General features: G+C 68.2%; 24 protein-coding genes, 3 tRNA genes and 1 pseudogene. 19 read left to right on the top strand and 9 right to left on the bottom strand.

Going from position 1 to position 26256, the window contains the following annotated elements:
• Positions 1–7 precede the first annotated feature (7 nt).
• A complete protein-coding gene (locus ACZ50N_RS10810) occupies positions 8–2557 on the bottom strand; it encodes a hypothetical protein (protein WP_464475326.1) in 2550 nt (849 codons plus the stop codon).
• A 107-nt stretch (positions 2558–2664) separates the two neighbouring features.
• The gene (locus ACZ50N_RS10805) at positions 2665–3030 is read right to left on the bottom strand and encodes a hypothetical protein (RefSeq protein WP_464475325.1); all 366 of its coding nucleotides are present in this window, start codon (positions 3028–3030) and stop codon (positions 2665–2667) included.
• 38 nt (positions 3031–3068) lie between these two features.
• Between ACZ50N_RS10805 and ACZ50N_RS10800 the strand changes: the two genes are divergently transcribed.
• The 4 genes and pseudogenes from ACZ50N_RS10800 (at position 3069) to dosR (ending at position 6572) form a co-directional block, all read left to right on the top strand.
• Positions 3069–3344, top strand: coding sequence for a hypothetical protein (locus tag ACZ50N_RS10800; RefSeq protein ID WP_133414881.1), 276 nt, complete (start codon positions 3069–3071; stop codon positions 3342–3344).
• 725 nt (positions 3345–4069) lie between these two features.
• Positions 4070–5068: an Acg family FMN-binding oxidoreductase gene (locus tag ACZ50N_RS10795; RefSeq protein ID WP_464475324.1), complete on the top strand. Its 999-nt coding sequence runs from the start codon at positions 4070–4072 to the stop codon at positions 5066–5068.
• Positions 5065–5412 (top strand): annotated as a pseudogene (locus ACZ50N_RS10790) (universal stress protein); the annotation flags it as partial. The gene ACZ50N_RS10795 and the pseudogene ACZ50N_RS10790, both read left to right, overlap by 4 nt.
• Positions 5413–5912: 500 nt before the next feature.
• On the top strand, positions 5913–6572 hold the full coding sequence (gene dosR, locus ACZ50N_RS10785; protein ID WP_046363089.1) for a hypoxia response regulator transcription factor DosR/DevR: 660 nt from the start codon (positions 5913–5915) through the stop codon (positions 6570–6572).
• Positions 6573–6574: 2 nt separating this feature from the next.
• Here dosR and ACZ50N_RS10780 read toward each other — a convergent pair whose 3' ends face one another.
• Positions 6575–8215, bottom strand: a complete 1641-nt coding sequence (locus ACZ50N_RS10780; RefSeq protein WP_464475323.1) for a glycoside hydrolase family 13 protein — start codon at positions 8213–8215, stop codon at positions 6575–6577.
• A gap of 227 nt (positions 8216–8442) precedes the next feature.
• Here ACZ50N_RS10780 and ACZ50N_RS10775 point away from each other — a divergent pair, with 227 nt between their 5' ends.
• From ACZ50N_RS10775 to ACZ50N_RS10720, 12 genes are all read left to right on the top strand, one after another.
• Positions 8443–9753, top strand: coding sequence for an extracellular solute-binding protein (locus ACZ50N_RS10775; protein ID WP_464475322.1), 1311 nt, complete (start codon positions 8443–8445; stop codon positions 9751–9753).
• Positions 9750–10682 carry a carbohydrate ABC transporter permease gene (locus ACZ50N_RS10770; protein ID WP_464475321.1) on the top strand — a complete coding sequence of 311 codons (933 nt, stop codon included), beginning with the start codon at positions 9750–9752 and terminating at the stop codon, positions 10680–10682. Before ACZ50N_RS10775 ends, ACZ50N_RS10770 begins: the two co-directional genes overlap by 4 nt.
• Positions 10679–11506 carry a carbohydrate ABC transporter permease gene (locus tag ACZ50N_RS10765; RefSeq protein WP_046363085.1) on the top strand — a complete coding sequence of 276 codons (828 nt, stop codon included), beginning with the start codon at positions 10679–10681 and terminating at the stop codon, positions 11504–11506. Before ACZ50N_RS10770 ends, ACZ50N_RS10765 begins: the two co-directional genes overlap by 4 nt.
• Before the next feature lie 4 nt (positions 11507–11510).
• Entirely contained in the window at positions 11511–12710 is a 1200-nt protein-coding gene (locus ACZ50N_RS10760; protein WP_464475320.1) for an ABC transporter ATP-binding protein, read from the top strand.
• A 20-nt stretch (positions 12711–12730) separates the two neighbouring features.
• Complete coding sequence (locus tag ACZ50N_RS10755) at positions 12731–13990, top strand: DUF4032 domain-containing protein (RefSeq protein ID WP_464475319.1); 1260 nt, start codon at positions 12731–12733, stop codon at positions 13988–13990.
• An 83-nt stretch (positions 13991–14073) separates the two neighbouring features.
• A complete protein-coding gene (locus ACZ50N_RS10750; RefSeq protein WP_464475318.1) occupies positions 14074–14475 on the top strand; it encodes a TOBE domain-containing protein in 402 nt (133 codons plus the stop codon).
• Positions 14472–15218, top strand: a complete 747-nt coding sequence (gene modA, locus ACZ50N_RS10745) for a molybdate ABC transporter substrate-binding protein (protein WP_464475317.1) — start codon at positions 14472–14474, stop codon at positions 15216–15218. The genes ACZ50N_RS10750 and modA overlap by 4 nt, the downstream gene beginning before the upstream one ends.
• Positions 15215–16030 (top strand): ABC transporter permease, encoded by an 816-nt coding sequence (locus tag ACZ50N_RS10740; RefSeq protein ID WP_046363080.1) that lies wholly within the window; start codon positions 15215–15217, stop codon positions 16028–16030. The genes modA and ACZ50N_RS10740 overlap by 4 nt, the downstream gene beginning before the upstream one ends.
• Positions 16027–17142, top strand: coding sequence for a sulfate/molybdate ABC transporter ATP-binding protein (locus ACZ50N_RS10735; RefSeq protein WP_464475316.1), 1116 nt, complete (start codon positions 16027–16029; stop codon positions 17140–17142). The genes ACZ50N_RS10740 and ACZ50N_RS10735 overlap by 4 nt, the downstream gene beginning before the upstream one ends.
• An 86-nt stretch (positions 17143–17228) precedes the next feature.
• Positions 17229–19532, top strand: coding sequence for a putative bifunctional diguanylate cyclase/phosphodiesterase (locus ACZ50N_RS10730; RefSeq protein ID WP_046363100.1), 2304 nt, complete (start codon positions 17229–17231; stop codon positions 19530–19532).
• 54 nt (positions 19533–19586) lie between these two features.
• A complete protein-coding gene (locus tag ACZ50N_RS10725; protein ID WP_464475315.1) occupies positions 19587–19715 on the top strand; it encodes a hypothetical protein in 129 nt (42 codons plus the stop codon).
• Between the two features lie 358 nt (positions 19716–20073).
• Positions 20074–20871 (top strand): SigB/SigF/SigG family RNA polymerase sigma factor, encoded by a 798-nt coding sequence (locus ACZ50N_RS10720; RefSeq protein WP_046363078.1) that lies wholly within the window; start codon positions 20074–20076, stop codon positions 20869–20871.
• A gap of 91 nt (positions 20872–20962) precedes the next feature.
• Here ACZ50N_RS10720 and ACZ50N_RS10715 read toward each other — a convergent pair whose 3' ends face one another.
• From ACZ50N_RS10715 to ACZ50N_RS10700, 4 genes are all read right to left on the bottom strand, one after another.
• Complete coding sequence (locus ACZ50N_RS10715; protein WP_046363077.1) at positions 20963–21328, bottom strand: STAS domain-containing protein; 366 nt, start codon at positions 21326–21328, stop codon at positions 20963–20965.
• Positions 21329–21463: 135 nt separating this feature from the next.
• Positions 21464–22360, bottom strand: a complete 897-nt coding sequence (locus ACZ50N_RS10710) for a ferredoxin family protein (protein ID WP_133414874.1) — start codon at positions 22358–22360, stop codon at positions 21464–21466.
• The gene (locus tag ACZ50N_RS10705; RefSeq protein ID WP_464475314.1) at positions 22360–23562 is read right to left on the bottom strand and encodes a cupin domain-containing protein; all 1203 of its coding nucleotides are present in this window, start codon (positions 23560–23562) and stop codon (positions 22360–22362) included. The genes ACZ50N_RS10710 and ACZ50N_RS10705 overlap by 1 nt, the downstream gene beginning before the upstream one ends.
• A gap of 9 nt (positions 23563–23571) precedes the next feature.
• Positions 23572–23817, bottom strand: a complete 246-nt coding sequence (locus tag ACZ50N_RS10700; protein WP_048423115.1) for a hypothetical protein — start codon at positions 23815–23817, stop codon at positions 23572–23574.
• Between the two features lie 232 nt (positions 23818–24049).
• Here ACZ50N_RS10700 and ACZ50N_RS10695 point away from each other — a divergent pair, with 232 nt between their 5' ends.
• Positions 24050–25321, top strand: coding sequence for a L,D-transpeptidase (locus ACZ50N_RS10695; RefSeq protein WP_048423114.1), 1272 nt, complete (start codon positions 24050–24052; stop codon positions 25319–25321).
• Between the two features lie 34 nt (positions 25322–25355).
• Here the strand turns inward: ACZ50N_RS10695 and ACZ50N_RS10690 are convergent, their stop codons facing one another.
• Positions 25356–25652 carry a hypothetical protein gene (locus tag ACZ50N_RS10690; protein WP_046363073.1) on the bottom strand — a complete coding sequence of 99 codons (297 nt, stop codon included), beginning with the start codon at positions 25650–25652 and terminating at the stop codon, positions 25356–25358.
• A gap of 37 nt (positions 25653–25689) precedes the next feature.
• Positions 25690–25764, bottom strand: a tRNA-Val gene (locus tag ACZ50N_RS10685).
• A 311-nt stretch (positions 25765–26075) separates the two neighbouring features.
• Here ACZ50N_RS10685 and ACZ50N_RS10680 point away from each other — a divergent pair.
• Both ACZ50N_RS10680 and ACZ50N_RS10675 read left to right on the top strand, forming a co-directional pair.
• Positions 26076–26148 (top strand) — tRNA-Gly (locus ACZ50N_RS10680).
• Positions 26149–26176: 28 nt separating this feature from the next.
• A tRNA-Cys gene (locus ACZ50N_RS10675) sits at positions 26177–26250 on the top strand.
• Positions 26251–26256 lie beyond the last annotated feature (6 nt).

The raw sequence follows: 26256 nt of genomic DNA, 5'->3' as shown, positions 1-26256 counted from the left end.
TAGCGATCTAGCGACCTTCCCAGCGATCGCGGCGGTCACCGCCGACGACGGGTGCCCGCACGACATCGGCATCGGCAGCGGGAGCCCGGGTCACCCCACCTCCCTGCGACGCCGACCAGTCCGTGCCAGCGCACAGCAGATCAGACGGCACCGGGATCTCGTTGGGCAGCGGCACCGGCATACCCGGGATCGACGGGAGATTCAGCGGAGACGGCGAAATCAGGTTGGACACACCTGTGGCCAGCAGCGGAGTGAATCCGTCCGGCACGGGCGGCGCTGAGATCGACACCGCGGCAGGAGCACCGGGTGCGGGCGCCGGCGGCGGAGGTAGAACACCGGTTGCCGACGACGCGGCATCCTGAACCGTGCGCAGCACCCCGGGCGGGGTCAGAAGATCCCGAACCGTCAGCGAGTTACCGGGGGCACCCGGGATCGGGGACGACGGAACACCACCATTGACGCCCACAGAAGCGGGCGGAGTCGGCGGAACCGGCGGCGTGGCCGCACTGGCGGGAACCGTCACTGCACTACCCGGACCACCCGGAACCGGCGGCGTCACCCCACCAGCAGGAACCGTCACTGCACTACCCGGACCACCCGGAACCGGCGGCGTCACCCCACCAGCAGGAACCGTCACCGCACCACCCGGACCACCCGGAACCGGCGGCGTCACCCCACCAGCAGGAACCGTCACCGCACCACCCGGACCACCCGGAACCGGCGGCGTCACCCCACCAGCAGGAACCGTCACCGCACCACCCGGACCACCCGGAACCGGCGGCGTCACCCCACCAGCAGGAACCGTCACCGCACCACCCGGACCACCCGGAACCGGCGGCGTCACCCCACCAGCAGGAACCGCCACCGCACCACCCGGACCACCCGGAACCGGCGGCGTCACCCCACCGGCGTCTCCGAACACCGGAGCGCCTGCGACGCCCGGAGTACCCGGACCGGCAGTACCTGAGGCAGCGGCAACGGGAGCACCTGGAGCGCCGCCAACGCCGGGAGCGCCCGCCTCTCCTACGCCGCCCGCCGGGGCACCCGGGGCACCGGGAACCGGAGGCGTCACCAAACCAGCCTCACCCACCACCGGAGCACCCGGCACACCCGGAACCGGAGGCGTCACCAAACCAGCCTCACCCACCACCGGAGCACCCGGCACACCCGGAACCGGAGGCGTCACCAAACCAGCCTCACCCACCACCGGAGCACCCGGCACACCCGGAACCGGAGGCGTCACCAAACCAGCCTCACCCACCACCGGAGCACCCGGCACACCCGGAACCGGAGGCGTCACCAAACCAGCCTCACCCACCACCGGAGCACCCGGCACACCCGGAACCGGAGGCGTCACCAAACCAGCCTCACCCACCACCGGAGCACCCGGCACACCCGGAACCGGAGGCGTCACCAAACCAGCCTCACCCACCACCGGAGCACCCGGCACACCCGGAACCGGAGGCGTCACCAAACCAGCCTCACCCACCACCGGAGCACCCGGCACACCCGGAACCGGAGGCGTCGCAACCTCGACCGACGAACCCGCCGGAACCGCAGGCGCCGGAGGGGCGGGCGGCGTTGCAATCTCCACCGACGAACCCGCCGGAACCGCAGGCACACCCGGCGCAGGAGGCGTCGCAACCTCCACCGACGAACCCGCCGGAACCGCAGGCACACCCGGCGCAGGAGGCGTCGCAACCTCCACCGACGAACCCGCCGGAACCGCAGGCACACCCGGCGCAGGAGGCGTCGCAACCTCCACCGACGAACCCGCCGGAACCGCAGGCGCCGGAGGGGCGGGCGGCGTTGCAATCTCCACCGACGAACCCGCCGGAACCGCAGGCACACCCGGCGCAGGAGGCGTCACCACACTTGTCGAACCCACCACCGGAGCACCCGGCACACCTGGAGCAGGAGGCGTCGCAACCTCAACCGACGAACCCGCCGGAACCGCAGGCGCCGGAGGGGCAGGCGGCGAGAAGGTCTCGACCGAGCTGGCAACCGGAGTCGCGGGCACACCCGGCGCAGGAGGTGTCGTCACACCCGACTCACCCACCACCGGGGCACCCGGTACACCCGGAGCCGGCGGCGTCACCACACCGGACTCACCCACCACCGGAGCACCCGGCACACCCGGAACCGGAGGCGACGCGATGTCCACCGACGAACCCGCCGGAACCGCAGGCGCCGGAGGGGCAGGCGGCGAGAAGGTCTCGACCGAGCTGGCAACCGGAGTCGCGGGCATACCCGGCGCAGGAGGTGTCGTCACACCCGACTCACCCACCACCGGGGCACCCGGTACACCCGGAGCCGGCGGCGTCACCACACCGGACTCACCCACCACCGGAGATCCCGGCACACCCGGAACCGGAGGCGACGCACCCTCAACCGACGACCCCACCGGAACCGCAGGCACGCCCGGCGCAGGAGGCGTCACCGCTCCCGACTCGCCCACAACGGGAGCGCCCGGCACCCCCGGAGCCGGCGGTACACCAGCACCGACCGGCGTACCCAACGGCGCACCCGGAACACCCGGAGCCGGCGGTGCGATCACGCCCGACTCCCCCACCACCGGCGCACCCGGAATACCGGGAGCCGGCGGCGCGGCTTCGCCTGCGGCAGCTGCAATAGGCGCGCCCGGGGCGCCGCCGGCACCTGGCGCTACCGCGCCGCCCGCGCCCTCGACCGGTGCACCGACACCGGGGAGTCCGGCCGGCGCCACCGTGCCCGCATCACCGATGACCGGCGCACCAGGAACACCCGGAAGAGGCGGAGCACCCGCACCCACCGGAACACCCACCGGTCCACCCGGCACACCCGGAAGAGGCGGAGCACCCGCACCCACCGGAACACCCACCGGTCCACCTGGCACACCCGGAAGAGGCGGAGCACCCGCACCCACCGGAACACCCACCGGTCCGCCCGGCACACCCGGAAGAGGCGGAGCCCCCGCACCCACCGGAACGCCCACCGGCGCACCAGGAACACCCGGCGCCGGCGGGAGAACAGTCCCCGCGTCGCCGACAATCGGCGCTCCGGGCACACCCGGCAGCGGCGGCCCAGCGTTGACCAGCGGAGTCGCGGCGGGTCCGCCCGGCACGGGCGGCAGCGGAGGCGTCACGCCCGCGGCCGGGGTGACCGCTGCGCCCGGCGGAACGGGCGGAACGGGAGGTGTCGCGCCTCCACCCGTCGTAGCCGCCGGCACACCAGGCGTTCCGGGCGTGGACGGTGTGACACCCGATGACGACGCGGAGACCGAGGCCGGCGGACGCGGCGGCGTCGGGGGCAGACCCGCCGACGAGGAACTCGCCGGCGGCACGACCACAGGCGGAGTCGGCTGACCGGGACCAGCAGTGAACGACGACGCGGCATTCTGCAATGCCTGCGGGATGTCGGCGGGCCGACTCACGATTTGCTGGAGGATGTCCACACACGGCACGCCACCCCGATTGGGCGCCGCAGCGGCCAACGGCGTCAACAGTGGCGCGCTCAAGAACATCCCTGCGCTGCCCATCATGACAACGACGATGCCCTTCTTGGTCCGTGACATGCGCTCCCAGTCCTTCTGCGTCGTGCTGCAATTCCGATCAGTTACTGGGCTTACTGAACCGACAATTTGGAAATTCACCGACGCGACAAAAGCTGCGTTATGCAACCGTTGCCAAGGAGAAGCAATCCCGTTGCGATGAGTTCGCGCTGAGCTGCGGTTTTCATTTTTGCCTGTGAGCCAACACGCCAACCTATGAAGGCGCTATGAATCTCAGTCCGGCGGCAGATCCCTCCGCCTAGATCGCCAGAACGGCTGCGCCGAACGCGTCTCGCAAACTCAGCTGCCATCGTTGTGCGCGTGGGCTTTACGCACGCGCGGTCGCTCCCGACAGCCTGATCCCCCGACATCGCGCCGGTATACCGACGACTCGACTCGCGACCACACGGGCCGTATCCCTTCGCTCGCAGACAGGGTTGCTGAGGCCCATCTGGCTCACGTCACACCGTCAGAGGACCATTGGCCCTGTCACCGCGCTCATCGACCGCGCAGTCTGGCTGCAGACGAAGTGGAGGTGCGATGGCGACGCCGCGGATCGGGTCCGAGCTGATCGTCGATGCGTTGCAAGTGGCCTGCCGAGCACCCTCCTTCCACAACACGCAACCCTGGCGCTGGACCTTGACGGGAAACAGGGTCGACCTGTACCTCGATCCGTCCCGGCGCGCAGAAGCGGCCGACGGGAGCGGACGCCAGGCGTTGCTCAGTTGCGGCGCCGTTCTGGACCACTTCCGGGTTGCGATCGCGGCATCGGGATGGATCGGCACAGTCTCTCGTTTCCCCGATCCGCAGAACTCGCGACACCTCGCCAGCGTCGCCCTCACCCTGGCATCCTCGGTGAGCCCCGCACAGCGTCGTCGCGTCGACGCGATCATGGCGCGCCGCACCGATCGCCTGGCGTTTCTGGAATCGCCCGATGGGATGGCTCACCTGGTCGAGGCATTGCACACCTCAGAACACGCCGACGCTGTGCGTCTCGACACCATCTCAGACCAGCACCGCTCGACGGTGGCGGAACTCTCCCAGCTGACCGACGCAATCCGCATGTTCGACACCGACTACCACTCCGAACTGGATTGCTGGACAGATACTTTCGCGACCGACGTCGGCATTCCGGCCACTGCCCTGATCTCGGCGCCGGAGAGTGACCGGGTGGTGGCGATCGGACGGAACTTCCCGGTCACCAATCAACCGGAGCGACGCGCCGAGATCGCCGAGGACCGTGCACACCTGCTGGTCGTGTCTTCCGTCGACGACTCCGCGGACAGCGTATTACGTTGCGGTGAAGCGCTTTCCGCAATTCTTCTCGATGCCACGATGGCCGGGTTGGCCACCTGCATCGTCACGCACGTCACTGAACTCGCCAGCGGGCGCGATGTCGTGGCGTCACTGACCGGCAGTCACGCGATTCCGCAGGCGCTGATCCGCATCGGACGAATCGATGCTCTCGAATCGCCGCCACCGCCCACCCCACGCCGGGACGTCCACGACGTTCTCCACCTGCGGGAGGAGGCTTCGTGAACACCGACACGGCCCCCTCTGTGGTGGTGGGCATCGACGGATCCGCCGCGGCGCTGGAGGCTGCCCTGTGGGCAATCGACGAAGCCGAACACCGCGATGCCACCCTGCGCCTGGTCTCTGTCGTCGATGACGACGAGGCCACCGATGCGGACGGTCCGGCAACAACGTTCGCACAGACCGCCGCGAAGAACGCTGCGAGCGCCATCGAGGCAACCGGGCGACCTGTCCGCGTCGACGTCAGCATCGTGCACGGGCGGCCCGTCGAAGCCCTACTCCGGGCGTCGCGATCGGCGATACTGCTGTGCGTTGGGGCACGCGGGTTGCGACATGCCACCCGAGGCAGGATCGGCTCGACCGCAGCAGCACTGTCTGCCGCCGCGCAGTGCCCGGTCGCCATCGTGCGCTCTCACCGGACACACGGGCGCCGACAGCGCTCAGTCGTCGTCGAGCTTCCCGACCGTGCCACGGCAGGCGCGCTGCTCGACCGCGGACTACAGGAGGCGCACCGTCGCGGTGCCTCCGTGCGAATCCTCGCGTCGTCGCCCCGCACCCCAGACAATCTTGCGCACTGGGAACGCCGGCTCGCCGAATCACGGCGCAAGTACCCGCAACTCGACATCAGTTCGGTCAGTTGTGATTCCGACGCCTCGGCTACGTGGCGGCCAACGCGGACGACGTGGCGTTGATGGTGACCAGCCGCACCCGCCGGGGCGGTGTGACAGAACTCGTGGGAGCAGCCGGAAACTCCGCTCTCCGTGACACCGACTGTTCGATCCTGATCTGCGGTCCTCAGACCGCCCTGTGACCGGAGGGCCGACCACTGAACGATGACGCCGTGAGCAGAGTGAAAGTGTTCCTGGTCGACGACCATGAGGTGGTCCGTCGTGGCCTGATCGAGCTTCTCTCCGCGGACGAGGAGCTCGACGTGATCGGCGAGGCCGGCTCGGTGTCCGAGGCGCTGGCGCGGATTCCGGCGCTGCAGCCGGACGTGGCGGTGCTCGACGTGCGGCTGCCCGACGGCAACGGTATCGAGCTGTGCCGAGATCTGTTGTCTCGCATGCCGGATCTGCGCTGCCTGATGCTGACCTCCTACACCTCCGACGAAGCCATGCTCGACGCGATCCTCGCCGGCGCAAGCGGATACGTGGTCAAGGACATCAAAGGCATGGAGCTGGCGCGGGCCATCAAAGACGTGGGTGCTGGACGGTCACTGCTGGACAACCGGGCCGCCGCGGCACTGATGGCTACAGTCCGCGGCGGCGGCCGCGCCAACGATCCCCTGTCGAGCCTGACCGACCAGGAGCGGGTTCTGCTCGACCTGCTCGGCGAGGGACTGACCAACCGGCAGATCGCGGCGCGGATGTTTCTGGCCGAGAAGACGATCAAGAACTACGTGTCACGTCTTCTGGCCAAGCTGGGCATGGAGCGGCGGACACAGGCCGCGGTGTTCATCTCCAAGCTCGAGCACCAGCGGGCCCACCCCGGCGACGACCTGTTGCGGTGAGATCAGCGAGAACGCAACCAGACCGCGGTGTCGGGCGGCAGGGCGCTCAGCACGCCGGGCGTCGAGGCCAACATCACCGACGCCGACTCAGGTAGCGGCACCTCGGAGTCGCCGGTGTTGACCCAGCATTGCGCGGCACCGCGTTCGAAGGCCACGACCCCGCTGGGCGTCGACAGCCACTTCAGATCGCCCGCGTCGCGCCACAACTGCGCGCGCAGACCGAGAGCACGACGGTACAGATTCAGGGTGGATTCGGCGTCAGCGTCCTGCGCCTCAACGCTGTGCTCGGCCCAGTGCCCGGGCTGCGGCAGCCACGTGACGGCGGCGGAATCAGCGGTGAAGCCGTAGGGGATGTCAGTCGCTTTCCACGGCAACGGAATTCGGCACCCGTCGCGGCCCACGTCGGTGAAGCCGGATTGCACCCACGTCGGGTCCTGGCGCACCTCGTCGGGGAGATCCTCCACCTCCTCGAGGGCCAATTCCTCGCCCTGGTAGACGTACGCGGTGCCGGGCAGCGCGAGTTGGACGAGCGCGGCGGCGCGCGCCCGACGCCGACCGATCACGTGATCGGGGTCCTCGTCTGCCCACCGGCCCCGTTCCCAATCCGTCTCGATCAGGTGACCCGGCTGCGAGCGGGAGAACCGGGTGACGGTGCGGGTGACGTCATGGTTGGACAGCACCCACGTGGGCGGTGCGCCGACCGTGGCAGCCGCGCTGATCGCGTCGTCGACGACCGTCCGCAGCACCTCGGCGCGCCACGGGGCCCGCAGGAAATCGAACTGGAACGCGGTGTGCAGCTCATCGGATCGCAGGTATCGGGCCAGCCGTTCGTTGCTGGGCACCCATGCCTCGGCGATGAAGATGCGCTCGGGCTCGTAGCGCTGCGCCACTGTCCGCCAACCTCGGTAGATCTCGTGCACCCCGTCCTGATCCCAGGCGGGATGCCCTTCGCGTGATTGCACCAGACTCTGCGCTGCATCGTCGGGGTCGGCGGTGTCGGGCAGGTCCTCCGCCTTGATCAATCCGTGTGCCACGTCGATGCGGAAGCCGTCGACGCCGCGGTCGAACCAGAACGCCAGGATGTCTTCGAACTCGGCCCGCACCTCGTCGTTGTCCCAGTTGAGGTCTGGCTGCCCGGGCGCGAACAGATGGAGATACCACTGGCCGTCCGCGAGCTGTGTCCACGCGGGGCCACCGAACACGCTCTGCCAGTTGTTGGGAGGGAGCGAGCCGTCGGGCCCGCGGCCGGAGCGGAAGTGGTAGCGCTGCCGCGCTCCCGGTTCGTCGGCCGCCGCGGCCTGGAACCACGCGTGGTGATCCGAGGTGTGATTGGGCACGATGTCGAGCAGCACCCGGATTCCCAGCTCGTGCGCTTCGGCGATCAGTGCCTGCGCCTCTGCCAGAGTGCCGTAAGCCGGTTCGATGTCGCGATAGTCGGCGACGTCATAGCCGGCGTCGGCCATCGGCGACGGATACCAGGGGTTGATCCAGATCGCGTCGACACCCAGCTGCGCCAGGTACGACAGACGGCTCCGCAGGCCTGCGACATCGCCGACGCCGTCGCCGTTTCCGTCGGCGAAGCTGCGGATGTAGACCTGGTACACGACGGCGGTCTGCCACCACGAGGAATCGGCGGGGGCCACGGCACTCCTTCTGCACTCGACGAACGTGCGTCCACGGTAGTGAACGGGACGACGTCACGACAGCTGAGGCACTTTGACCACCGGCGATCGACGGATGCCGCGCCGAGATGCGACCACAGCGCCGGAGTTCCTGTGAACTGTGACACACTCGTCGCTGAACCGAATGTGCTGGTCGTGGCCCTCGTGCGCAGGATCTCGGGAACCGCGACGTCATAGACGAGGACGAGATGAAACGAATTCAGTTCGCCCGCGGGCGACGACGTCGAGCAATCGCGCTGGCAAGCGCGCCTCTGCTCGCCGCCACGTTGTTGTCCGGCTGCGGCAGCGACGGCGGCCCTCCGACGCTGACGTGGTACATCCTCCCCGACAACGGCGGCTCGGCTGCGCGCGCGCAGGAATGCGAGGCAGCCTCGGGCGGGGCGTACCGGGTGCGGATCGAGTCGCTGCCCTCGACGGCCACTGCCCAGCGGGAACAGATGGTGCGCCGACTCGCCGCCGGGGACACCTCCATCGATCTGGTCAGCATGGACGTCGTGTTCACCGCCGAGTTCGCCAACGCGGGCTTCCTGCGGCCGTACAGCCCCGAAGAGACCCAGCGGCTGACCGCCGGCATGCTGCCCGCCCCCGTGAAAACCGGGATGTGGGAGGACAAGCTCTACGGCGCGCCGTACAAGTCGAACGCGCAGCTGCTCTGGTACCGCAAGTCGGCGGCGGCCGCGGCCGGCGTCGACCCGACCAGCCCCACCTTCACGTGGGACGAGATGATCAAAGCGGCTGTCGGACAACAGAAGAAGGTCGCCGTCCAGGCGCAGCGGTACGAGGGCTACACCGTGCTGATCAACGCGCTCGTGCTCTCGGGCGGCGGCGCCCTGCTGCAGGACGTCGAGGCAGGCCGCAACGCCAAACCGTCGCTGGCCAGCCCGGCGGGCGAGAAGGCCGCCGAGATCGTGGGCACTCTCGGACGCTCCCCCGCCGCGCCGACGGATCTGTCCAACGCCTCGGAAGAGCAGGCCCGCGCGAACTTCCAGTCGGATCAGGGCATGTTCATGGTGAACTGGCCCTACGTTCTCGCCGCTGCCCGCAGCGCCGCCGAGGAGGGCACGCTCGCCCAGTCGGTCGTCGACGACATCGGTTGGGCTCGCTACCCGCGGGTCTCGGCCGACAAGCCCAGCGCCCCGCCGCTCGGTGGGGCCAACCTCGGGATCGGCGCTTACACCAAGCATCCCGATCAGGCGGTGGCCCTGGTGGAGTGCATCAACGCCGAACCGAAGGCGACCCAGTACATGCTCGACGAGAGCGAACCGTCGCCCTACGCCGCGTCGTACGACGACCCGAAGATCCGCGAGGAGTATGCCAACGCCGATCTCATCCGCGAATCGATCGGCGACGGCGGCCCCCGCCCACCGACCCCCTTCTACACCGACATCTCGGGCGCGATCCAGCAGACCTGGCATCCGCCGGCCTCGGTGAACAGCGACACCCCGGAAAGGACAGACCAATTCATGGCTGACGTGCTGGCGGGCAGGCGCCTGCTGTGACGACGCTTCACGATCCGCCGCTGCAGAAAGAGCCGGGCCGACCCTCGGTCAGCGAGCGCGCCAAAGGTGAACGCCGGCTCGGCCTCTACCTGACGCTGCCGTCCTACATCGTCATGCTGCTGGTCACCGCCTACCCCCTCGGGTACGCGCTGGTGTTGTCGCTGTACAACTTCCGGTTGACCGATCCGCAGGGGCGCAGTTTCGTCGGCCTGCGCAACTACGGGGTGATCCTGACCGACCCGGTGTGGTGGAACGACTTCGTCACCACGCTGGCGATCACCGTCGTCACCGTCGCCGTCGAGTTGGTGCTCGGCTTCTGGTTCGCGTTCGTGATGCTGCGCATCGTGCGCGGGCGCGGGCCGCTGCGCACCGCCATCCTGATCCCCTACGGCATCGTCACCGTGGTCTCGGCGTTCATCTGGCGCTACGCGTTCGCCATCGACTCCGGCTTCGTCAACCAGTGGCTGAATCTCACCGATTTCGACTGGTTCGGCGACCGCTGGTCGGCAATCTTCGTCATCTGCCTGTCGGAGATCTGGAAGACCACACCGTTCATCTCGCTGCTGCTTCTCGCCGGACTGGTGCAGGTGCCCGAGGACATGCAGGAAGCCGCGAAGGTCGACGGCGCCACCGCCTGGCAGCGTCTGTGGAAGGTGACGCTGCCCAACATGAAGGCCGCGATCATGGTCGCGTTGCTGTTCCGCACCCTCGACGCGTGGCGCATCTTCGACAACCCGTACGTGATGACCGCGGGCGCCAACAACACCGAGACGATCTCCTTCCTGGCTTACCGACAGAACGTGACGTTGGTGAATCTCGGGATGGGATCGGCGGTGTCGGTGCTGCTGTTCCTGTCGGTCGTGGCGATCGCGTGGATCTTCATCAAGGTCTTCAAGACCGACCTGTCGCAAGTCAGGGGTGACCAGTGACCAAGAACACCAAGTGGTGGACGATCGCCGGCATCGTCATCGTGATCTACAGCTTCGTGCCGATGCTGTGGATGATCAGCCTGGCGTTCAAACCGCCGTCGGACATCGTCTCGGGCAACCCGTCGTTCCTTCCGAGCTCTTTCACGCTGGACAACTTCGCGCAGATCTTCAGCAACGAGCTGTTCACGCGGGCGCTGATCAACTCGATCGGCATCGCGATCATCGCGACCGTCATCTCAGTGATTATCGCGATGTTCGCCGCGTATGCCATTGCGCGCCTGGAGTTCCCGGGTAAGAAGCTTCTGCTCTCCCTGGCGCTGGGCATCGCGATGTTCCCGCAGGCCGCTCTCGTCGGCCCGCTGTTCGACATGTGGCGCGGGCTGGGCATCTACGACACGTGGCTGGGCCTGATCATCCCCTACCTGACGTTCGCACTGCCTCTGTCCATCTGGACGATGTCGGCGTTCTTCCGGCAGATCCCCTGGGAGATGGAGCATGCCGCGCAGGTAGACGGGGCCACGCAGTGGCAGGCGTTCCGCAAGGTGATCGTGCCGCTGGCCGCGCCGGGCGTGTTCACCACCGCGATCCTGACGTTCTTCTTCTGCTGGAACGACTTCCTGTTCGCGATCTCGCTGACGTCGACGGACAGCGCACGCACGGTGCCTGCGGCGCTGGCGTTCTTCCAGGGCGCCTCGTATTTCGAGTCGCCGGTCCCCTACATCATGGCCGCGTCGGTGATCGTGACGATCCCCGTCGTCATCCTCGTTCTCATCTTCCAGCGGCGCATCGTCGCCGGCCTGACTTCCGGAGCAGTGAAGGGATAACCCCATGGCAGCAATCACGATGCGCAATATCGTCAAGAAGTACGGCGACGGATACCCGGCCGTCAACGACGTCAGCCTCGACATCGCCGACGGCGAGTTCATGATCCTGGTCGGCCCCTCGGGCTGCGGAAAGTCCACGCTGTTGCGGATGATCGTCGGCCTGGAAGACATCTCTTCAGGCGACATGCTGATCGGCGACAAGCGGGTCAACGACAAGGCACCCCGCGACCGCAACCTGTCGATGGTGTTCCAGAACTACGCCCTGTACCCGCACCTGACCGTGTTCGAGAACATCGCCTTCCCCCTGCGGCTGTCGGGCAAGTTGTCCGACGAGGAGATCCGCAAGCGGGTCGACGAGGCAGCCAAGACGTTGGAACTGGGCGAGCACCTGGATCGCAAACCGGCGAACCTGTCCGGTGGGCAGCGCCAGCGCGTCGCGATGGGACGGGCCATCGTCAGGGAAGCCGACGCCTTCCTGTTCGACGAGCCGCTGTCGAACCTCGACGCGAAGTTGCGCGGTCAGATGCGCACGGAGATCCTGCGGCTTCAGCGCAAGCTCGGGGTCACGACCGTCTACGTCACTCACGATCAGACCGAGGCCATGACACTCGGCGATCGCGTCGCCGTGCTGAAAAAGGGTGTGCTGCAACAGGTTGCCAGCCCCCGCGAGCTCTACGACCAGCCGGTCAACCTGTTCGTCGCCGGCTTCATCGGTTCCCCCCCGATGAACTTCGTGCCCGCACGGGTGCGCGGCGATCAGCTCGAGTTGCCGTTCGTGACGATCCCACTGCGCGATGAGTGGCGCGGTGCGGTCACTGACGGCACGCTCTACATCGCCGGGATCCGGCCGGGGGCGTTCGAGGACGCCGAGTTCGTCGACGACGACAAGCGTTCGCGCGGCGTGACGTTCGACGTCACCGTCGACATGGTCGAGTGGCTGGGCAATGAGCAGTACGCTTTCGTACCCTTCGATGCGACGCCGGAGATCAAGGATCAGCTGGCAGAACTGGCCAAGGACCTGGACAGCGAGCAGCTGCGCACCCAGCTCTGCGTGGAGCTCGATCCGCTGAGCCGAGTCCGCATCGGCGACAAGGCGACACTGTGGCTGGACGCCGAACGGCTGCACCTGTTCGATCCGCAGAGTGGCGAGAACCTCACGCGGACAAGCCAGTCCAGTGGCCGGCACGCGGCGTCCGCCGGCTGAGCCGACGAGTCCACCCGCTCATGGCCGCTCCTGAGTTGCGGCTGCGTGCCCCGCGCCCGGGGTTGCTCGCCCTGCCCTGGGAGCAACCGCTGGGCAACTGGGCCGCACCGGATGTGCCGCTGCGGGATCTGCCGGTCGGCCCGAGTCGGCACCTGGTTCGGTTCGTCGAGAGCGACGGTGAGTTGTGGGCACTCAAGGAGCTGCCGCCACGCATCGCCAAGCGCGAGTACGACGTACTGCGCACGCTCGAAGACATGGGGCTCAACGCCGTCCGGCCCGCCGGTTTGGTGTTCCAGCCCGACCTCGACACCGCGATCCTGCTGACCCGTTACCTCACCGGCTCGTGGCAGTACCGCCGGATGTTCATGCGTCTTCCCCCTGACGCGCCGAAACACCGGGCCAGGTTGTTCGACGCGATGGCCACGCTCTTGGTGGAACTGCACCGCCACGGCGTGTTCTGGGGTGACTGCTCGCTGGCCAACACGCTGTTCTCTCGTGACGGGCAGGTGTTGCAGGCTTTCCTGGTCGACGCCGAGACCAGCGAAGTCCATCCGAGCCTGTCGAACGGTCAACGCGCTCAGGACATCGACATCACGGTCGAGAACGTGGCCGCGGGTCTGCTCGATGTCGCCGCCCGGTTGGATCGACCGGAGCTGGAGTCGGGCTTCATCGCCGAAGCACTGGCGATCCGGGAGCGCTACGAGCGCCTGTGGGAGCTGCTGCACGCAGCGCCGACGTTCGGTTTCGCCGATCGCTACCGGGTGGAGGGCACGATCCGCAAGCTCAACGAGCTGGGCTTCGCCGTCGACGAGGTGTCTCTGCAGCCGGTCACCTCGGGCGCCGACGAGTTGCGTCTGCACGTCGCGGTCGGTGATCGCCGCTATCACGCCACGCAGCTGCAGCGTCTCACCGGCTTGGACGTCGGGGAAGGGCAGGCCCGCATCCTGCTGGGCGATCTGCACGCCTACCAGGGTCAGCTGTGTCGAGAGGCCGGCCATGACGTCGACGAGCGCACCGCAGGTCAGCTCTGGGCGATGGAGGTGGCGACGCCGACGATGCATCGAGCACACGCCGCGCTCGGACGGACGGGCACGCCGATTCAGGCCTATTGCGATCTGCTCGAGGTGCGGTGGCTGCTCTCCGAGCGGGCCGGCCACGACATCGGAACCGAGCGGGCGCTGCGCGCCTTGGCCGGCAAGGTGGTGCCCTCGGAGTCGGCAGCGCAGCTGGCCGTGGTCGAGACCCCCACCGAGCCGTTCTCCGTACTCGACGACGAGTAGCCCCCTTGCGGTGACGATCGCCCTGTGAATCCGCAGATATGGTTCAATTCACCGAATCTGTCCGTATCTGCGAAAGAAACCCTATGCCCGCGATCCGAATCAAGGAGGCGGCGACGCTGCTCGGCGTCAGCGATGACACGGTGCGCCGGTGGGTCGACAGCGGCGCCTTGGCCGCGACGACCGACGACGCCGGGCGCAAGGTGATCGCCGGCGCCGACCTGGCCGACTTCGCCGTCCGTCAGGCCGACCCGCCGCCCGATCCGCTGGGGGTGTCCAGCTCGGCTCGCAACCGCTTCGTCGGGCTCGTCACGAAGGTGACCTCCGACCGGGTGATGAGCGAGGTCCAGCTGCAGTGCGGGCCGTTCACGGTGGTGTCTCTGATGAGTACGGAATCGGTCACCCAGCTGCGCCTCGAGCCTGGCGTGGTCGCCGTGGCGGCGGTGAAGGCCACCACGGTGATCGTCGAGACGGCGGGCGATCGATGAGACGAACCGTGACGGCCACGCTGATCGCGATGGTCGCGTTGAGCGCCGGATGCTCGTCCCCGCCGCAGAGCACGGGACTCACCGTGTTCGCCGCCGCCTCTCTGAAGAACGTGTTCACCGAACTGGGCTCGGCCTTCGAGAAAGAACACGCCGGCACCACCGTCACGTTCAGCTTCGCCGGTTCGTCCGACCTGGTGACCCAGCTGACTCAGGGAGCCGCAGCCGACGTGTTCGCCTCCGCTGATACCACCAACATGGCGAAGGCAGTGTCGGCGGGTGTGGTGGCCGGCGAGCCGGTCACCTTCGCAGCCAATCGGCTGACCATCGTGACAACCCCTGGAAACCCCTCGCGCATAGGCTCTTTCGCTGATCTGGCCCGCCCGGGACAACAGGTGGTGGTGTGTGCGCCGCAGGTTCCCTGCGGTGCGGCCGCCCAGCGGCTGGAGCAGAGCACCGGCGTCACGCTGCGGCCGGTGAGCGAAGAATCCTCCGTGACCGATGTCCTCGGCAAAGTCACCTCGGGACAGGCCGACGCCGGCCTGGTGTACACCACCGACGCGCGGTCGGCCGGGGCCAAAGTCGACACGGTCGAGTTCCCCGAATCGGCCCGCGCCGTCAACACCTATCCGATAGCCGTGTTGAAGAGCGCCGCACATCATACGGCGGCACAGCAATTCGTGGATCTGGTCACCGGTCCGCGCGGTCGCGAGGCCCTGGCGGCCGCCGGTTTCGCTGCACCATGACCGCGCGGCGGCGGCCCGGGGGCGCGGTTCCCGTCGCACTCCCCTCGTGGATCTACTGCCCGGCTCTGCTCGGCGCGGCGTTCCTGATCGTCCCGCTGCTCGCGATCGTCGCCCGGGTGGACTGGGCGCATTTCATTCCGTTGGTCACCTCCGAATCCGCGAGGGCCGCACTGCTGTTGAGCATCAAGACCGCGACGGCCAGCACAGCCCTGTGTGTGCTGCTGGGCGCCCCGATGGCCCTCGCACTGGCCCGCAGCCGCCTGCGCGGCCGATCAGTGGTGCGTGCGCTGATCCTGTTGCCGCTGGTGTTGCCGCCCGTGGTGGGTGGGCTCGCACTGCTCTACACCTTCGGCCGGCAGGGCCTGCTGGGTCATCAGCTCGAGGTGCTCGGAGTGCGGATCGCGTTCTCGACGACCGCGGTGGTGCTGGCACAGACGTTCGTGTCGCTGCCGTTCCTGGTCCTCAGCCTGGAGGGCGCGCTGCGCACCGCAGGACAGGGGTACGAGCAGGTGGCCGCGACCCTGGGCGCCGGGCCCACCACGGTGCTGCGCACCGTGACGGTGCCGCTGGTGTGGCCGGGCCTGATCTCGGGTGCCGTCCTCGCGTTCGCCCGGTCCCTGGGCGAGTTCGGCGCGACGCTGACGTTCGCGGGCTCGCTGCAAGGGGTCACCCGGACACTGCCGCTGGAGATCTACCTGCAGCGTGAGGCCGATGCCGACGCCGCGGTGGCGCTGTCATTGCTGCTCATCGCGGTCGCGGCGGTGATCGTGGTGGTCACCGCTGGGCGCCGAGCGGCTGGGTCCCTGCCATGAGCGGTGTGTTCGCCCGCATCGTGCTCGCGCAGCGCGGCATCGATCTCGAGGTCAGCGCGGCCGAGGGCGAGGCGGTGGCGGTGCTCGGCCCGAACGGGGTCGGCAAATCCACCGTCTTGCAGGCCATCGCCGGTCTGGTACGTCCCGACAGCGGTCGGGTTCAGATCGGCGACGAGGTCGTCACCGATGTGCAGACGGGGGTGTTCGTGCCCGCCCACCGGCGCGGGGTCGCGCTGCTAGCCCAGCGGCCCCTGCTGTTCCCCCATCTGAGCGTCGTCGCCAACGTCGCCTATGCGCCGAGGTGCCGCGGCGTGTCCCGCCGGGCGGCCAACGAGCGTGCGCGGCAGTGGCTCGACGCCGTCGATGCCGGTCACCTGGCCGAGCGCCGGCCTTCTCAACTGTCGGGCGGGCAGGCTCAACGCGTGGCGCTGGCCCGCGCGCTGGCCGCCGAGCCGCGGGTGCTGCTGCTCGACGAGCCGTTCGCGGCACTGGACGTCGGCGCGGCGGCGGCGCTGCGAGCCACGGTGCGCGATCTGCTGCGTCGCGAATCGCGCACCGCGTTGATCGTGACCCACGACGTCCTCGACGCACTCGCCATCGCAGACGTCGCGGTGGTCATCGAGGGCGGCCGCGTCGTCGAGCAAGGCCCGGTGCGGTCCGTGCTGACCGCTCCCCGCAGCGATTTCGCGGCCGGCATCGCGGGGATGAATCTGGTGTCCGGCATCGCCGGCCCTGGATCGTTGCACACGTCCTGGGGCCTCGAGCTCGCCGGCACGGGCGATGTGGCGCCCGGGACCGCTGCCGTAGCGCTCTTCTCCCCGGCCGCGGTCGCCGTCCACACGGAATCACCGCGGGCCAGCCCGCGCAACGTCATTGCGACCACGATCGCCGATGTGGTGCTGCGCGGTGATGCCATCCGCATCCGGGGCGCCGATCTGCCCGACGGCAGCCTCGGGCTGGCCGCCGATGTCACCCCGGCGGCCGTGCTGGACCTCGGCCTCGAACCCGGGCGAGACGTCTTCTTCGTCGTCAAAGCGCAGGAGGTCGGGCTTCACGCCGCGCCGCATCGGACGCCGCGAACCGCGCCCGGCGGACCCAGCGATGTGCGCTAGCGTCGAATCCCCCGCCCGAGAGATCGACATTTGCTGACAAAGCACGTCGGGCACGAGATAGTAAGCACTATGCGAGCGTTGTGGACATGGGCCGGTACAACCGGCGGGTAATCGCGCTGGTCATCGCGCCGCTGGCGGGCGTGCTCGCCCTCACGGCGCTGCTTGCTGTGGGCGGCCGTGGCGTCGATGCGGGTATCGCGGACGACCTGATCAATCTTGCGCTGCTGGGGTACGCGACCGTGTGCGCAGGGTTGGCCGCCCGGTCGGCGTCCGGTCGCCTGCGGCGGGCGTGGACCGTGATGACGGTGGCTCTGTCGGCCTGGACGTTGGGCGATGCCACCTGGTTCGTCTACGAGGTGATCCTGCGCCAGGAGGTGCCCGTCCCCTCGATCGCCGACGGCTTCTATCTGATGTTCGCTGCTCTGGCCACCGTGGCGATGACTCAGTTCGTCGCCGAGCCCATGCGCCAGTCCCGCGTTCGTATCGTGCTCGACAGCTTCACCGTGACGTTGTGCCTGTTTCTGCTGGCGTGGGTCCTGGTGCTGCACGACGTCTTCGACGCATATCGCGAGGACCGGGCCGCGGTGGTCGTGGCCTTCCTGTACCCCGTTGCCGACATCGTGATGCTGACCATCGCCGTGGTGACGCTGATGCGGACCACCGGGGGCCAGCGGGTCGCGATCAGCCTGCTCGCCGCGGCCATCGCCGTGATGGCGATCGCCGACAGCGCCTACACCGGAATGGTCGCCGACAAGAGCTACCAGTCGGGAGATCTGATCGATGCCGCGTGGGCCTGGGCCGCGGCCTTGTTCGCCGCCGCGGCGGTGGTCAGTCGCGCGGCGCCGACCCCTCGCACTCCCGGCCTGCCGTCACCGTCGAGGGCATCGATCTGGCTTCCCTTCGTCCCGCTGCTGCTGGCCGGAACCATCGGGCCAATGGTCATCATGTCGGGTCTGGAGCGGTTTCTGGTGCCTGCCATCGTCGTGGCCGTCTGTGTGCGGCAAGCCGTCTCGGCGTGGGAGAACCGCCGGCTGGTGACGGCCGCCGTGGATCACGCCCTGCAGGACCCGCTGACCGGTTTGGCGAACCCCACGATGTTCGGCGAGCGGCTGGCCCACGCCATGATGCTGCGGGCCCGCATCGATCGCTCGGTCGCCGTCCTGGCTCTTGACCTCGACGATTTCCGCCTGGTCAACGAGAACCTCGGCCATGACGCCGCCGACAGGCTGCTGATCGACGTGGGCAGGCGACTCGCCGACTCAGTGCGGCCCGGCGACACCGTTGCCCGTATCGCCGGTGATGAGTTCGCGATTCTGCTCGAAGGCCCCTACGACGCGTCCGACGAGATCGCCCACAAGGTGAGGGCCGCATTCGACGTCCCGTTCAGGGTGGACGAGCAGGACATCCTGCTGCGGCCGAGCATCGGCGTGACGGTCGCCTCGATGACCGAGCCCGATCTGGTGCCCGCCACCGTGCAGAGGCGCGCCGTCATCGCCATGCACGCGGCCAAACGGGTCCGGTCGCGAGACGTGCACACGTTCACCGCCGACATGCTCGCCGCCGACGGCGAGCTCACAGAACAGCTCGCCGAACGGCGTCAGAGCACTGGCGGCGCTGCCGAGCTGCAACTGCTCGGCGAACTGCGCAACGCCATCGACAACGACGGTCTCGGCGTCGTCTACCAACCGAAGATCTCTCTCCGCACCGGCGAGATGGTCGGGGTGGAGGCGCTGCTGCGGTGGCCGCATCCCCGGCTGGGCACGCTGCTGCCTGACGCGTTCATCGGCTTGGTCCGGGAGCGCGGGCTCATCCAGCGAGTGACGCGGATCGTGGTGGACCTGGCCCTCGACGACGCGGCGCGATGGCACGAGCAGGGGCTCCGCATGCCGGTCGCGATCAACCTCTTCGCCCCGTGCCTGCGCGAGACCGATCTGCCCGAGCTGTTCGATGCCGCGCTGACGTGCCGCGGGCTGGCCGCTGATCTGATGACCGTCGAGATCACCGAGGACGTCGTGCTCAGCGATATGACGACCGTGACCGCGGTGCTGGGCCGGTTGCGCGCCCACGGCATCCGCGTGGCGATCGACGACTTCGGCAGCGGCTACTCGTCGCTGTCGTATCTCCGGGACCTCCCGATCGACGAGGTGAAGCTCGATCGCCATTTCGTCGCGCCTGTCACGACGGATGCCCGGGCCGCCGCCGTGGTCCGCGCGGTGATCGACCTGACGCACGATCTCGGTATCACCGTCGTCGCCGAGGGGATCGAGGACGAGCAGACCTCTGACTGGCTGCGGCGCCACTCCTGCGACATCGGTCAGGGTTATCTGTTCGGCAGGCCCGTCGGGGCCGCCGACATTGCCGTCATGGCCACCTCGGGCACACATGCCTGACGCCTGAGCGGGTATCCGCGTGCCGTGAGCGTGTGCGAAGGAACAGGACGGTATGTGCCGGATGACCAACCCTCTGCCCAGGCGGTGACCTGCCCGGTCTGCGGACGGGAGACTCCGGTGGAACCCGAGGAGACCGAGGACGGTTTGCGGTTCACCGTCGCGCCACACGACACGGTCGGCTGAATTGCATCGCATGGCGGCCTGAACTGCACTGTCGGATTCGTGGCAGACATTCACAGACGAATCGGCTTGCACTTGGCTTCGCACGCCGTATTGTCGTACGTACGTGCTAAACGTGTGATGTCACCGCAGCACGTCTCAGCCGGAAGCAAACTGGCACCGCGGTGACATACCTACCGCAGTAAGCGCATGTCGAGAACCCGGCGTGACCTCGTTGGTCGTATGCCAATCGCTTGCCGGCGGTCCGCAAGACTTGACGCCGGTTCCGACCGTTCACAGCTCGCCTGAAGAAGCCAGCGAGTCTCCTCGACGTCCTCGGGCACCGGACGCGTCCCGTCATGAAGGAAGGGCGTGAATTCTCATGCCTACTCTTGAAAAGCCGATCACCCCTGGCCGTAACACCAAGCATTCAGGCGGTTACGCCGACGTCGCCGACATGTTCCGAGAACTCGCCCTACTCGACGAGGGCTCCCCGCTCCATCAGCGTCAGCGTGAGGCGATCATCGAGCGATGCCTCCCGCTGGCCGACCACATCGCCCGCCGGTTCCGCGGCCGTGGTGAAACGCACGACGACCTGGTCCAGGTGGCCCGCGTCGGCTTGCTCAACGCGGTCAACCGATTCGACATCGACACGGCCGACGACTTCCTCGCCTTCGCGGTGCCGACGATGATGGGCGAGGTGCGCCGCTACTTCCGCGACCACGGGTGGGCGCTGAAGGTGCCGCGTCGGCTCAAGGAACTCAACATCCGCCTCAAGAGCGCTCGGGCGGAGCTGACGCATCAGCTCAACCGGGCCCCGTCACCCAGCGAACTGGCCGAATACCTCGGTCTCGACCGTGAACAGGTCATCGAGGGGCTGATCGCCGCCGACGCATACTCGACCCGCTCGACCGAGCAGGAGATCACCTCCGAGGGTGACGGGTTGACGATGATCGAAACGCTGGGTGGGCCGGATCCGAACCTGCAGAAGGTCGTCGACATCAACACGGTGCGTCCGCTGATCCTGGGCCTGCCGGAACGGGACCGCCTCGTACTGAAGATGCGGTTCTTCGACAACAAGACCCAATCGCAGATCGCCGACGAGATCGGGGTCTCTCAGATGCACGTGTCGCGGCTGCTCGCACGCGCACTGTCGACCATCCGGGAAAAGGCCAGCTAACAGTGCAGTGGCCTGCTGCCATGAAACGGCAGCAGGCCACTGGCTTCTGTCAAGAAATGTGTTGCGGGAAGGCCGCTTTCGCGGTGACTGTTCAGCGCTTCACGGCGTCGAACGCGTCCTCCAGCGTGGCGTGCAGTGCGAACAGCTCCCCCAGGCCGATCAACCGCATCGGCCTGCTGGTGGCCGGTCCGTCGGCAACGACCATGAATTGCGTTGTGTCACCGCACTTGTCATGGGCATCGACCAACAACCCCATCCCGACCGAGGCCAGAAAATCCAGCGCCGCGAGGTCGACGATCATTGCCGACGGTTTCTTCTTCAGGGCCGCGTCGATCTGACGATCCAGCGCGCCGATGGTGAGCATGTCGAGGTCACCGACGCAGCGGATGACCACGACAGAGTCATGCCAGGAATCAGTGACTATGCAGGGCGACGGAGTCTCCGCCGGATCTGGCATGGATGGAATGGACGGCATGGCAAACTCCCGATCGCTGAGGCTGAAGCGCTGCGTCTCACGGGCTGCTGAGTCTGAACCAAAACGATGGGGCGCGTCATGATCAGTGTATACGTGTTTACGCGAATCACGGGACGGTCACGGCGAGCTGATCGTGCCGATCGACTCGAGGGCGAACGTGCGGACCCGACCTGCGACTGTGGCGCGGCACATCGAGATCAGCGGTTCCGACAGCCGCTCGATCAGCACCACCTCGACCGGTCCACGTGCCCCGTCGAGCACCACCCGGATAGAGGCGTCCTGGTGATCGACCGACAGCGGCGACAGCGCGTCGATGCGGTCCTCTCCGAGGCTGTCGCGGGCGAAATACTGTGCGGCTTGAACGGCGTGCGGCAACGACGTCCGGCCCCTCAGGAACCGGTTGTCCAGGGTGCCGGCGAAGTATTTGTCGATCAGACCGGCGGCGTCCGTGCCGTCGACGCGGCCATAGCAGAGCCCTTCGGGCAGCACCAACATCGTCGCCGCGAATCGGTCTCCCCCGAGATGTGAACACTCCCAGGTGATGTCCGGGTAGCGGGCCGCGATCGCCGCCACCGCCCCTCGGCCGCGCACGGCGCAGCACTGGTCGTGGCGGCCATGCGCGCACACGATGACGACGGGCTCGGCGCATCGGGTCCCGTCACTGCCGTCGAGCGCGAGATCGAGGTAGCTGCTGGGATCGGCGACCTCGCCCTGATAGAGCGCCTCGGAGCCCTCGTCGGAGAACGCCAGATACCAGCGCCACCGCGGGGACGCGGTTCGGCGCCCCGGCTTCCGGATCGCGGCGACGCGCATGCCGGCGGTCTCGAAGCGTCGGGCGACAGCGCGGCCGAGCACAGGGTCGATGATCGACGGCGAGTTCAGGAACGCCGACGGCCCCCACCCGCCACTGAGCTCCAGAAGGGCCCACGCGTGGCCGGCGCTGGCGGTGCCGTACATCGGGTCGCCGCGTGTCAGTGCCTGATCGCTGCACGGTATCGGCTTGCCGGAGCCCATCAGGCGGCCACGACCACGGCCTCGCGCAGCAATCTGCGCACGAGCACCGTGCCGTCGTGGGCGTCGAGTCCGGGCAGCGTGGACGCGTCGAACGTCGCCCCGGACAGCAGTGCCTCCAACGCCGGCCCGCACAACGCCGGGAACGACATCGTGCGGTCCGGTAGCCGCAGACGAACCCGTCCGTCGGCTTCGGCGAGTGTCGCCCACAATCCTCGGCGCCACCGCACGCGTGTGGTCTCGGCGGCGCGCGCGGCATCGAGTGTCGCCAGCGGGGCCACGGCCACCGGCCGGGTCCGGTCGGCGTGGCGGCGGGCCAACCGGTCAGCGACACCGTCGCTGAGTGCGTCGGAGTGGTCGCCGACGGTGGCGGCGAGCGAGGCCAGCACCTTCGTGGCCAGCGCGGCAGCCTCGGCGGTATCGGACGGGTCGACGCCCATCGGGAGCGACGCGCGGAACTCGGCTGTGTCGGCCAGGGTGTCGACGAGGGCCCGGAGTACGTCGATGCCCGTCGTCGCCGACACCCCGATGGTGAGATGGATCGACGTGGCGTCCTCCGACACCGCGGAGTGCAGCCAGCCCCGGGGCAGGTACAGCGCATCGCCGGCGGTCAGCGTCGTGTCGATCACCGGGGCATCGTTCGTGCGCGCGGCGATCGCGGCACGGTGGTCGGTCCACGGCTGGCTCGGCAGCGGATCGGGGTGGACCGGCTCGTGGACGATCCACCGCTTGGCGCCGCTGACCTGCAGAACGAACACATCGTGCACGTCGTAATGGGAATCAAAGCCCCGGTTCCCGGGTGGGGTGATGTAGGCGTTGGCCTGGACGGGGTGCCCGAGGTCGTCGACGGCGTCGCGGACGAAGTCGATCATCGGCGGCCACAGCCGGTGCAGCCCCTGCAGCACCAGGGTGGCCCCGGACGCCAGCTGCGCCAGCACCCGGGCCGAATCGACCTGGTCGGGCATCTCGGCGCCGAATCCCGCGGCGTCGACGTAGCACTCTCGTGCCAGCAGGGAGCCTTCTTTGGCCATGCGGAGGAACGGCGCGCGTACCCCGCGACTGGTGATCAGTTCGTCGACTGCCGTCGGAGACAGCAGGTCGGTGAAGTCACGGGGTAGCGCGTCGGACCTACTCAGAAGGGGTCGTCGACCCCAGTACTGCGCCGCGAAGACGTCGGTGTCGACTGCTACGCAGCGAGTCAGCACGCAAACGTCCTAGGCGGTGCCGTCCGCGCCGCCGTCGTGGCCGCCGGGGTTCGAGCCGCCATCAGCCGGACCCTCGCCACCCGCGGTGCCGTCGGCGCCGCCGTCGTGGCCGCCGGGGTTCGAGCCGCCATCAGCCGGACCCTCGCCACCCGCGGTGCCGTCGGCGCCGCCGTCGTGACCACCGGGATTCGAGCCGCCGTCAGCCGGACCCTCGCCACCGGATTCTGTGGTGATGTCGTCGTCATCAAGTGCCATTGTCGTCACCTTTCCGCGCCGCTGCGATGAGCCGCAGCCTACCGCGCGAGGCAGGACTGCCCGCCCTGATCGGTAACCAAACCAGCCGGTCGGGCACGCGAGATCACAGAGCGCGGCACAGGGGGTAACGATCGGGGCGCGCCGCGCGCAAAGCGCCACCGGCCCAGTAGGATCGGGCCATCGATCCGACGTGGGATCGCCTGGCCATTCGCCGCTAAACACTGGAGAACGCTTGAGGTCTGATCGTCGTGCCCGCATCGCCTGCCTGGCCACGCTGCTCGCGGTGGTCGCCGCGTTCGGCATCGTCTCGTCGAGCTCGCAGCGCTGCAGTGACGGGTGTCAGGCTCTCGCCGCAGGCAGCGCCTCCGCGTTCGCCCCGCCCGCTCCCCCGTCGCCGACGGAGCCCGCGCGGCTCATCGTGACTCCCGGCGCGGGTGCCGAGGACGTCAAACCCGACGCCCGCGTGCTCGTGGCGGCGGTGAGCGGAACGCTGGAGAGCGTGTCGATGGTCAACGACGCGGACAAAGAGATCCCCGGGGTGCTGACCCCGGACGCGAAGGCGTGGAAGCCCACCGTGCAACTCGGCTACGGCCGCACCTACACGATGACGATCACCGGACACGGCCCCGGCGGCATGCCGACCCGGCAGACGTCGAGCTTCAGCACGGTCGATCCCAGCGAGCAGACATCGGTCTACCTCAACACCGTCGGCTATGCGCCGATCCAGGACGGGGGCACCTACGGGGTCGGCATGGTGATCGTGGCCCACTTCGACGAGAGCGTCGACAAAGCGGCCGCCGAGCGGCAGCTGCGGGTGCGTACCGATCCGCCCGTGCAGGGCAGCTGGTACTGGGTGGATGACCAGACCGCGCACTGGCGCCCGCAGCGCTACTACGCGCCCGGAACCAAGGTCAGCGTCGAGGCGAACATCTACGGCGACGAACTGGGCGACGACCTCTACGGCGCCGAGGATCAGAAGGTCGGCTTCGTGATCGGCGACGCGCACGTCTCGATCGCCGATGACACCACCAAGCAGGTGAGCGTGTTCGACAACGGCAAGCTGGTGCGCACGATGCCGACGTCGATGGGAATGGGCGGCACGGAGACCATCGGCGGCAACACGCTGTCGTTCTGGACGCCGCCGGGGGTCTACACGGTGATCGACAAGGCCAACCCGGTGATCATGGACTCCTCCACGTTCGGGCTGCCGGTCAACAGCCGGCTGGGCTACCGCGAGACGATCCCGTGGGCGACCAAGATCAGTTCCGACGGCATCTATCTGCATCAGCTGAACTCGACGGTGTGGGCGCAGGGCAACACCGACACCAGCCACGGCTGCCTGAACCTCAACAGCGACAACGCCCAGTGGTTCTACGCGTTCTCGCGGCCCGGGGACGTGGTCGAGGTGCGCAACACCGGCGGGCCGGCGCTGCGGCTCGATCAGAACGGCGACTGGACGCTGCCGTGGGCGGAGTGGGTGAAGGGCAGCGCGCTGAAGCAGTAGCTGTTGCTGCGCAAGCACTTTGGACCTCGAGAACTCAGCGACGTGAGACGCTGGGTGGGTTTCTCGATTGCCCGCGTTCCTCGATGGCGGAGAAGGTCGACGGAACACCTGAACCGCAGCGCACACGGCGCTGGTGCCGTCCGGCACGAACCTGCCCGGTCTGCTCAACCACATCACCGGGGTGGAACGGTGAATCTTCCTCGGCGACAACGTCATCGACTGGCAGCCAGCATTTCGTGCTGATCCCGGCGAGCCCGTTGCCGAGGTCGGCGACCGTCACCGGACGTCGGTGCAGCAGGCCGACGCTGCGCGAGCTGATCGACGGCGACACGGGGCACTCAAAAGGCCCGACTCTGCCCTGGTCCTGATGGTGGTCCCGGCTGGTTTCGAACCAGCGACCTTCCGCGTGTGAGGCGGACGCTCTCCCACTGAGCTACGAGACCGGAATCCGACGATCCGGACGGGGCAGAAGACTAACACGGGTGTCGTCAGACCCGAGAATCCGCGGGTCCGAGCTCCACTGTCCCAGGCACCTCCCAGCGCCCTCTCAGACAGCGCGGCACCGGTTCAGCTCCCGCAGCGGCACCCTCGCCGGCATGTCCGGCGGCGGGCCGCCCGCCGATTCACGCTCTGGCGCTGGGGATACGCCCTGTTCCGATCCCTATAGCGCCTCGATCAGTAGGTGATTTGTGTACGCCCAACTGCGTGGACTATCGTCGTGCATCGCAACGGACGACGAACTCGGCCGTAGCGCGCGGATGTAGCGCAGTTGGTAGCGCATCACCTTGCCAAGGTGAGGGTCGCGGGTTCGAATCCCGTCATCCGCTCGAAGGTGCACTGGCATCAAAGCCCAGCGGTGGAGTGGCCGAGTGGTGAGGCAACGGCCTGCAAAGCCGTGCACACGGGTTCGATTCCCGTCTCCACCTCCAAGGTGT

This window comes from Mycolicibacterium obuense, assembly GCF_055397605.1.
Note: the sequence above shows the minus strand (reverse complement) of the source record. Positions and strands in the feature narration are given on the sequence as shown.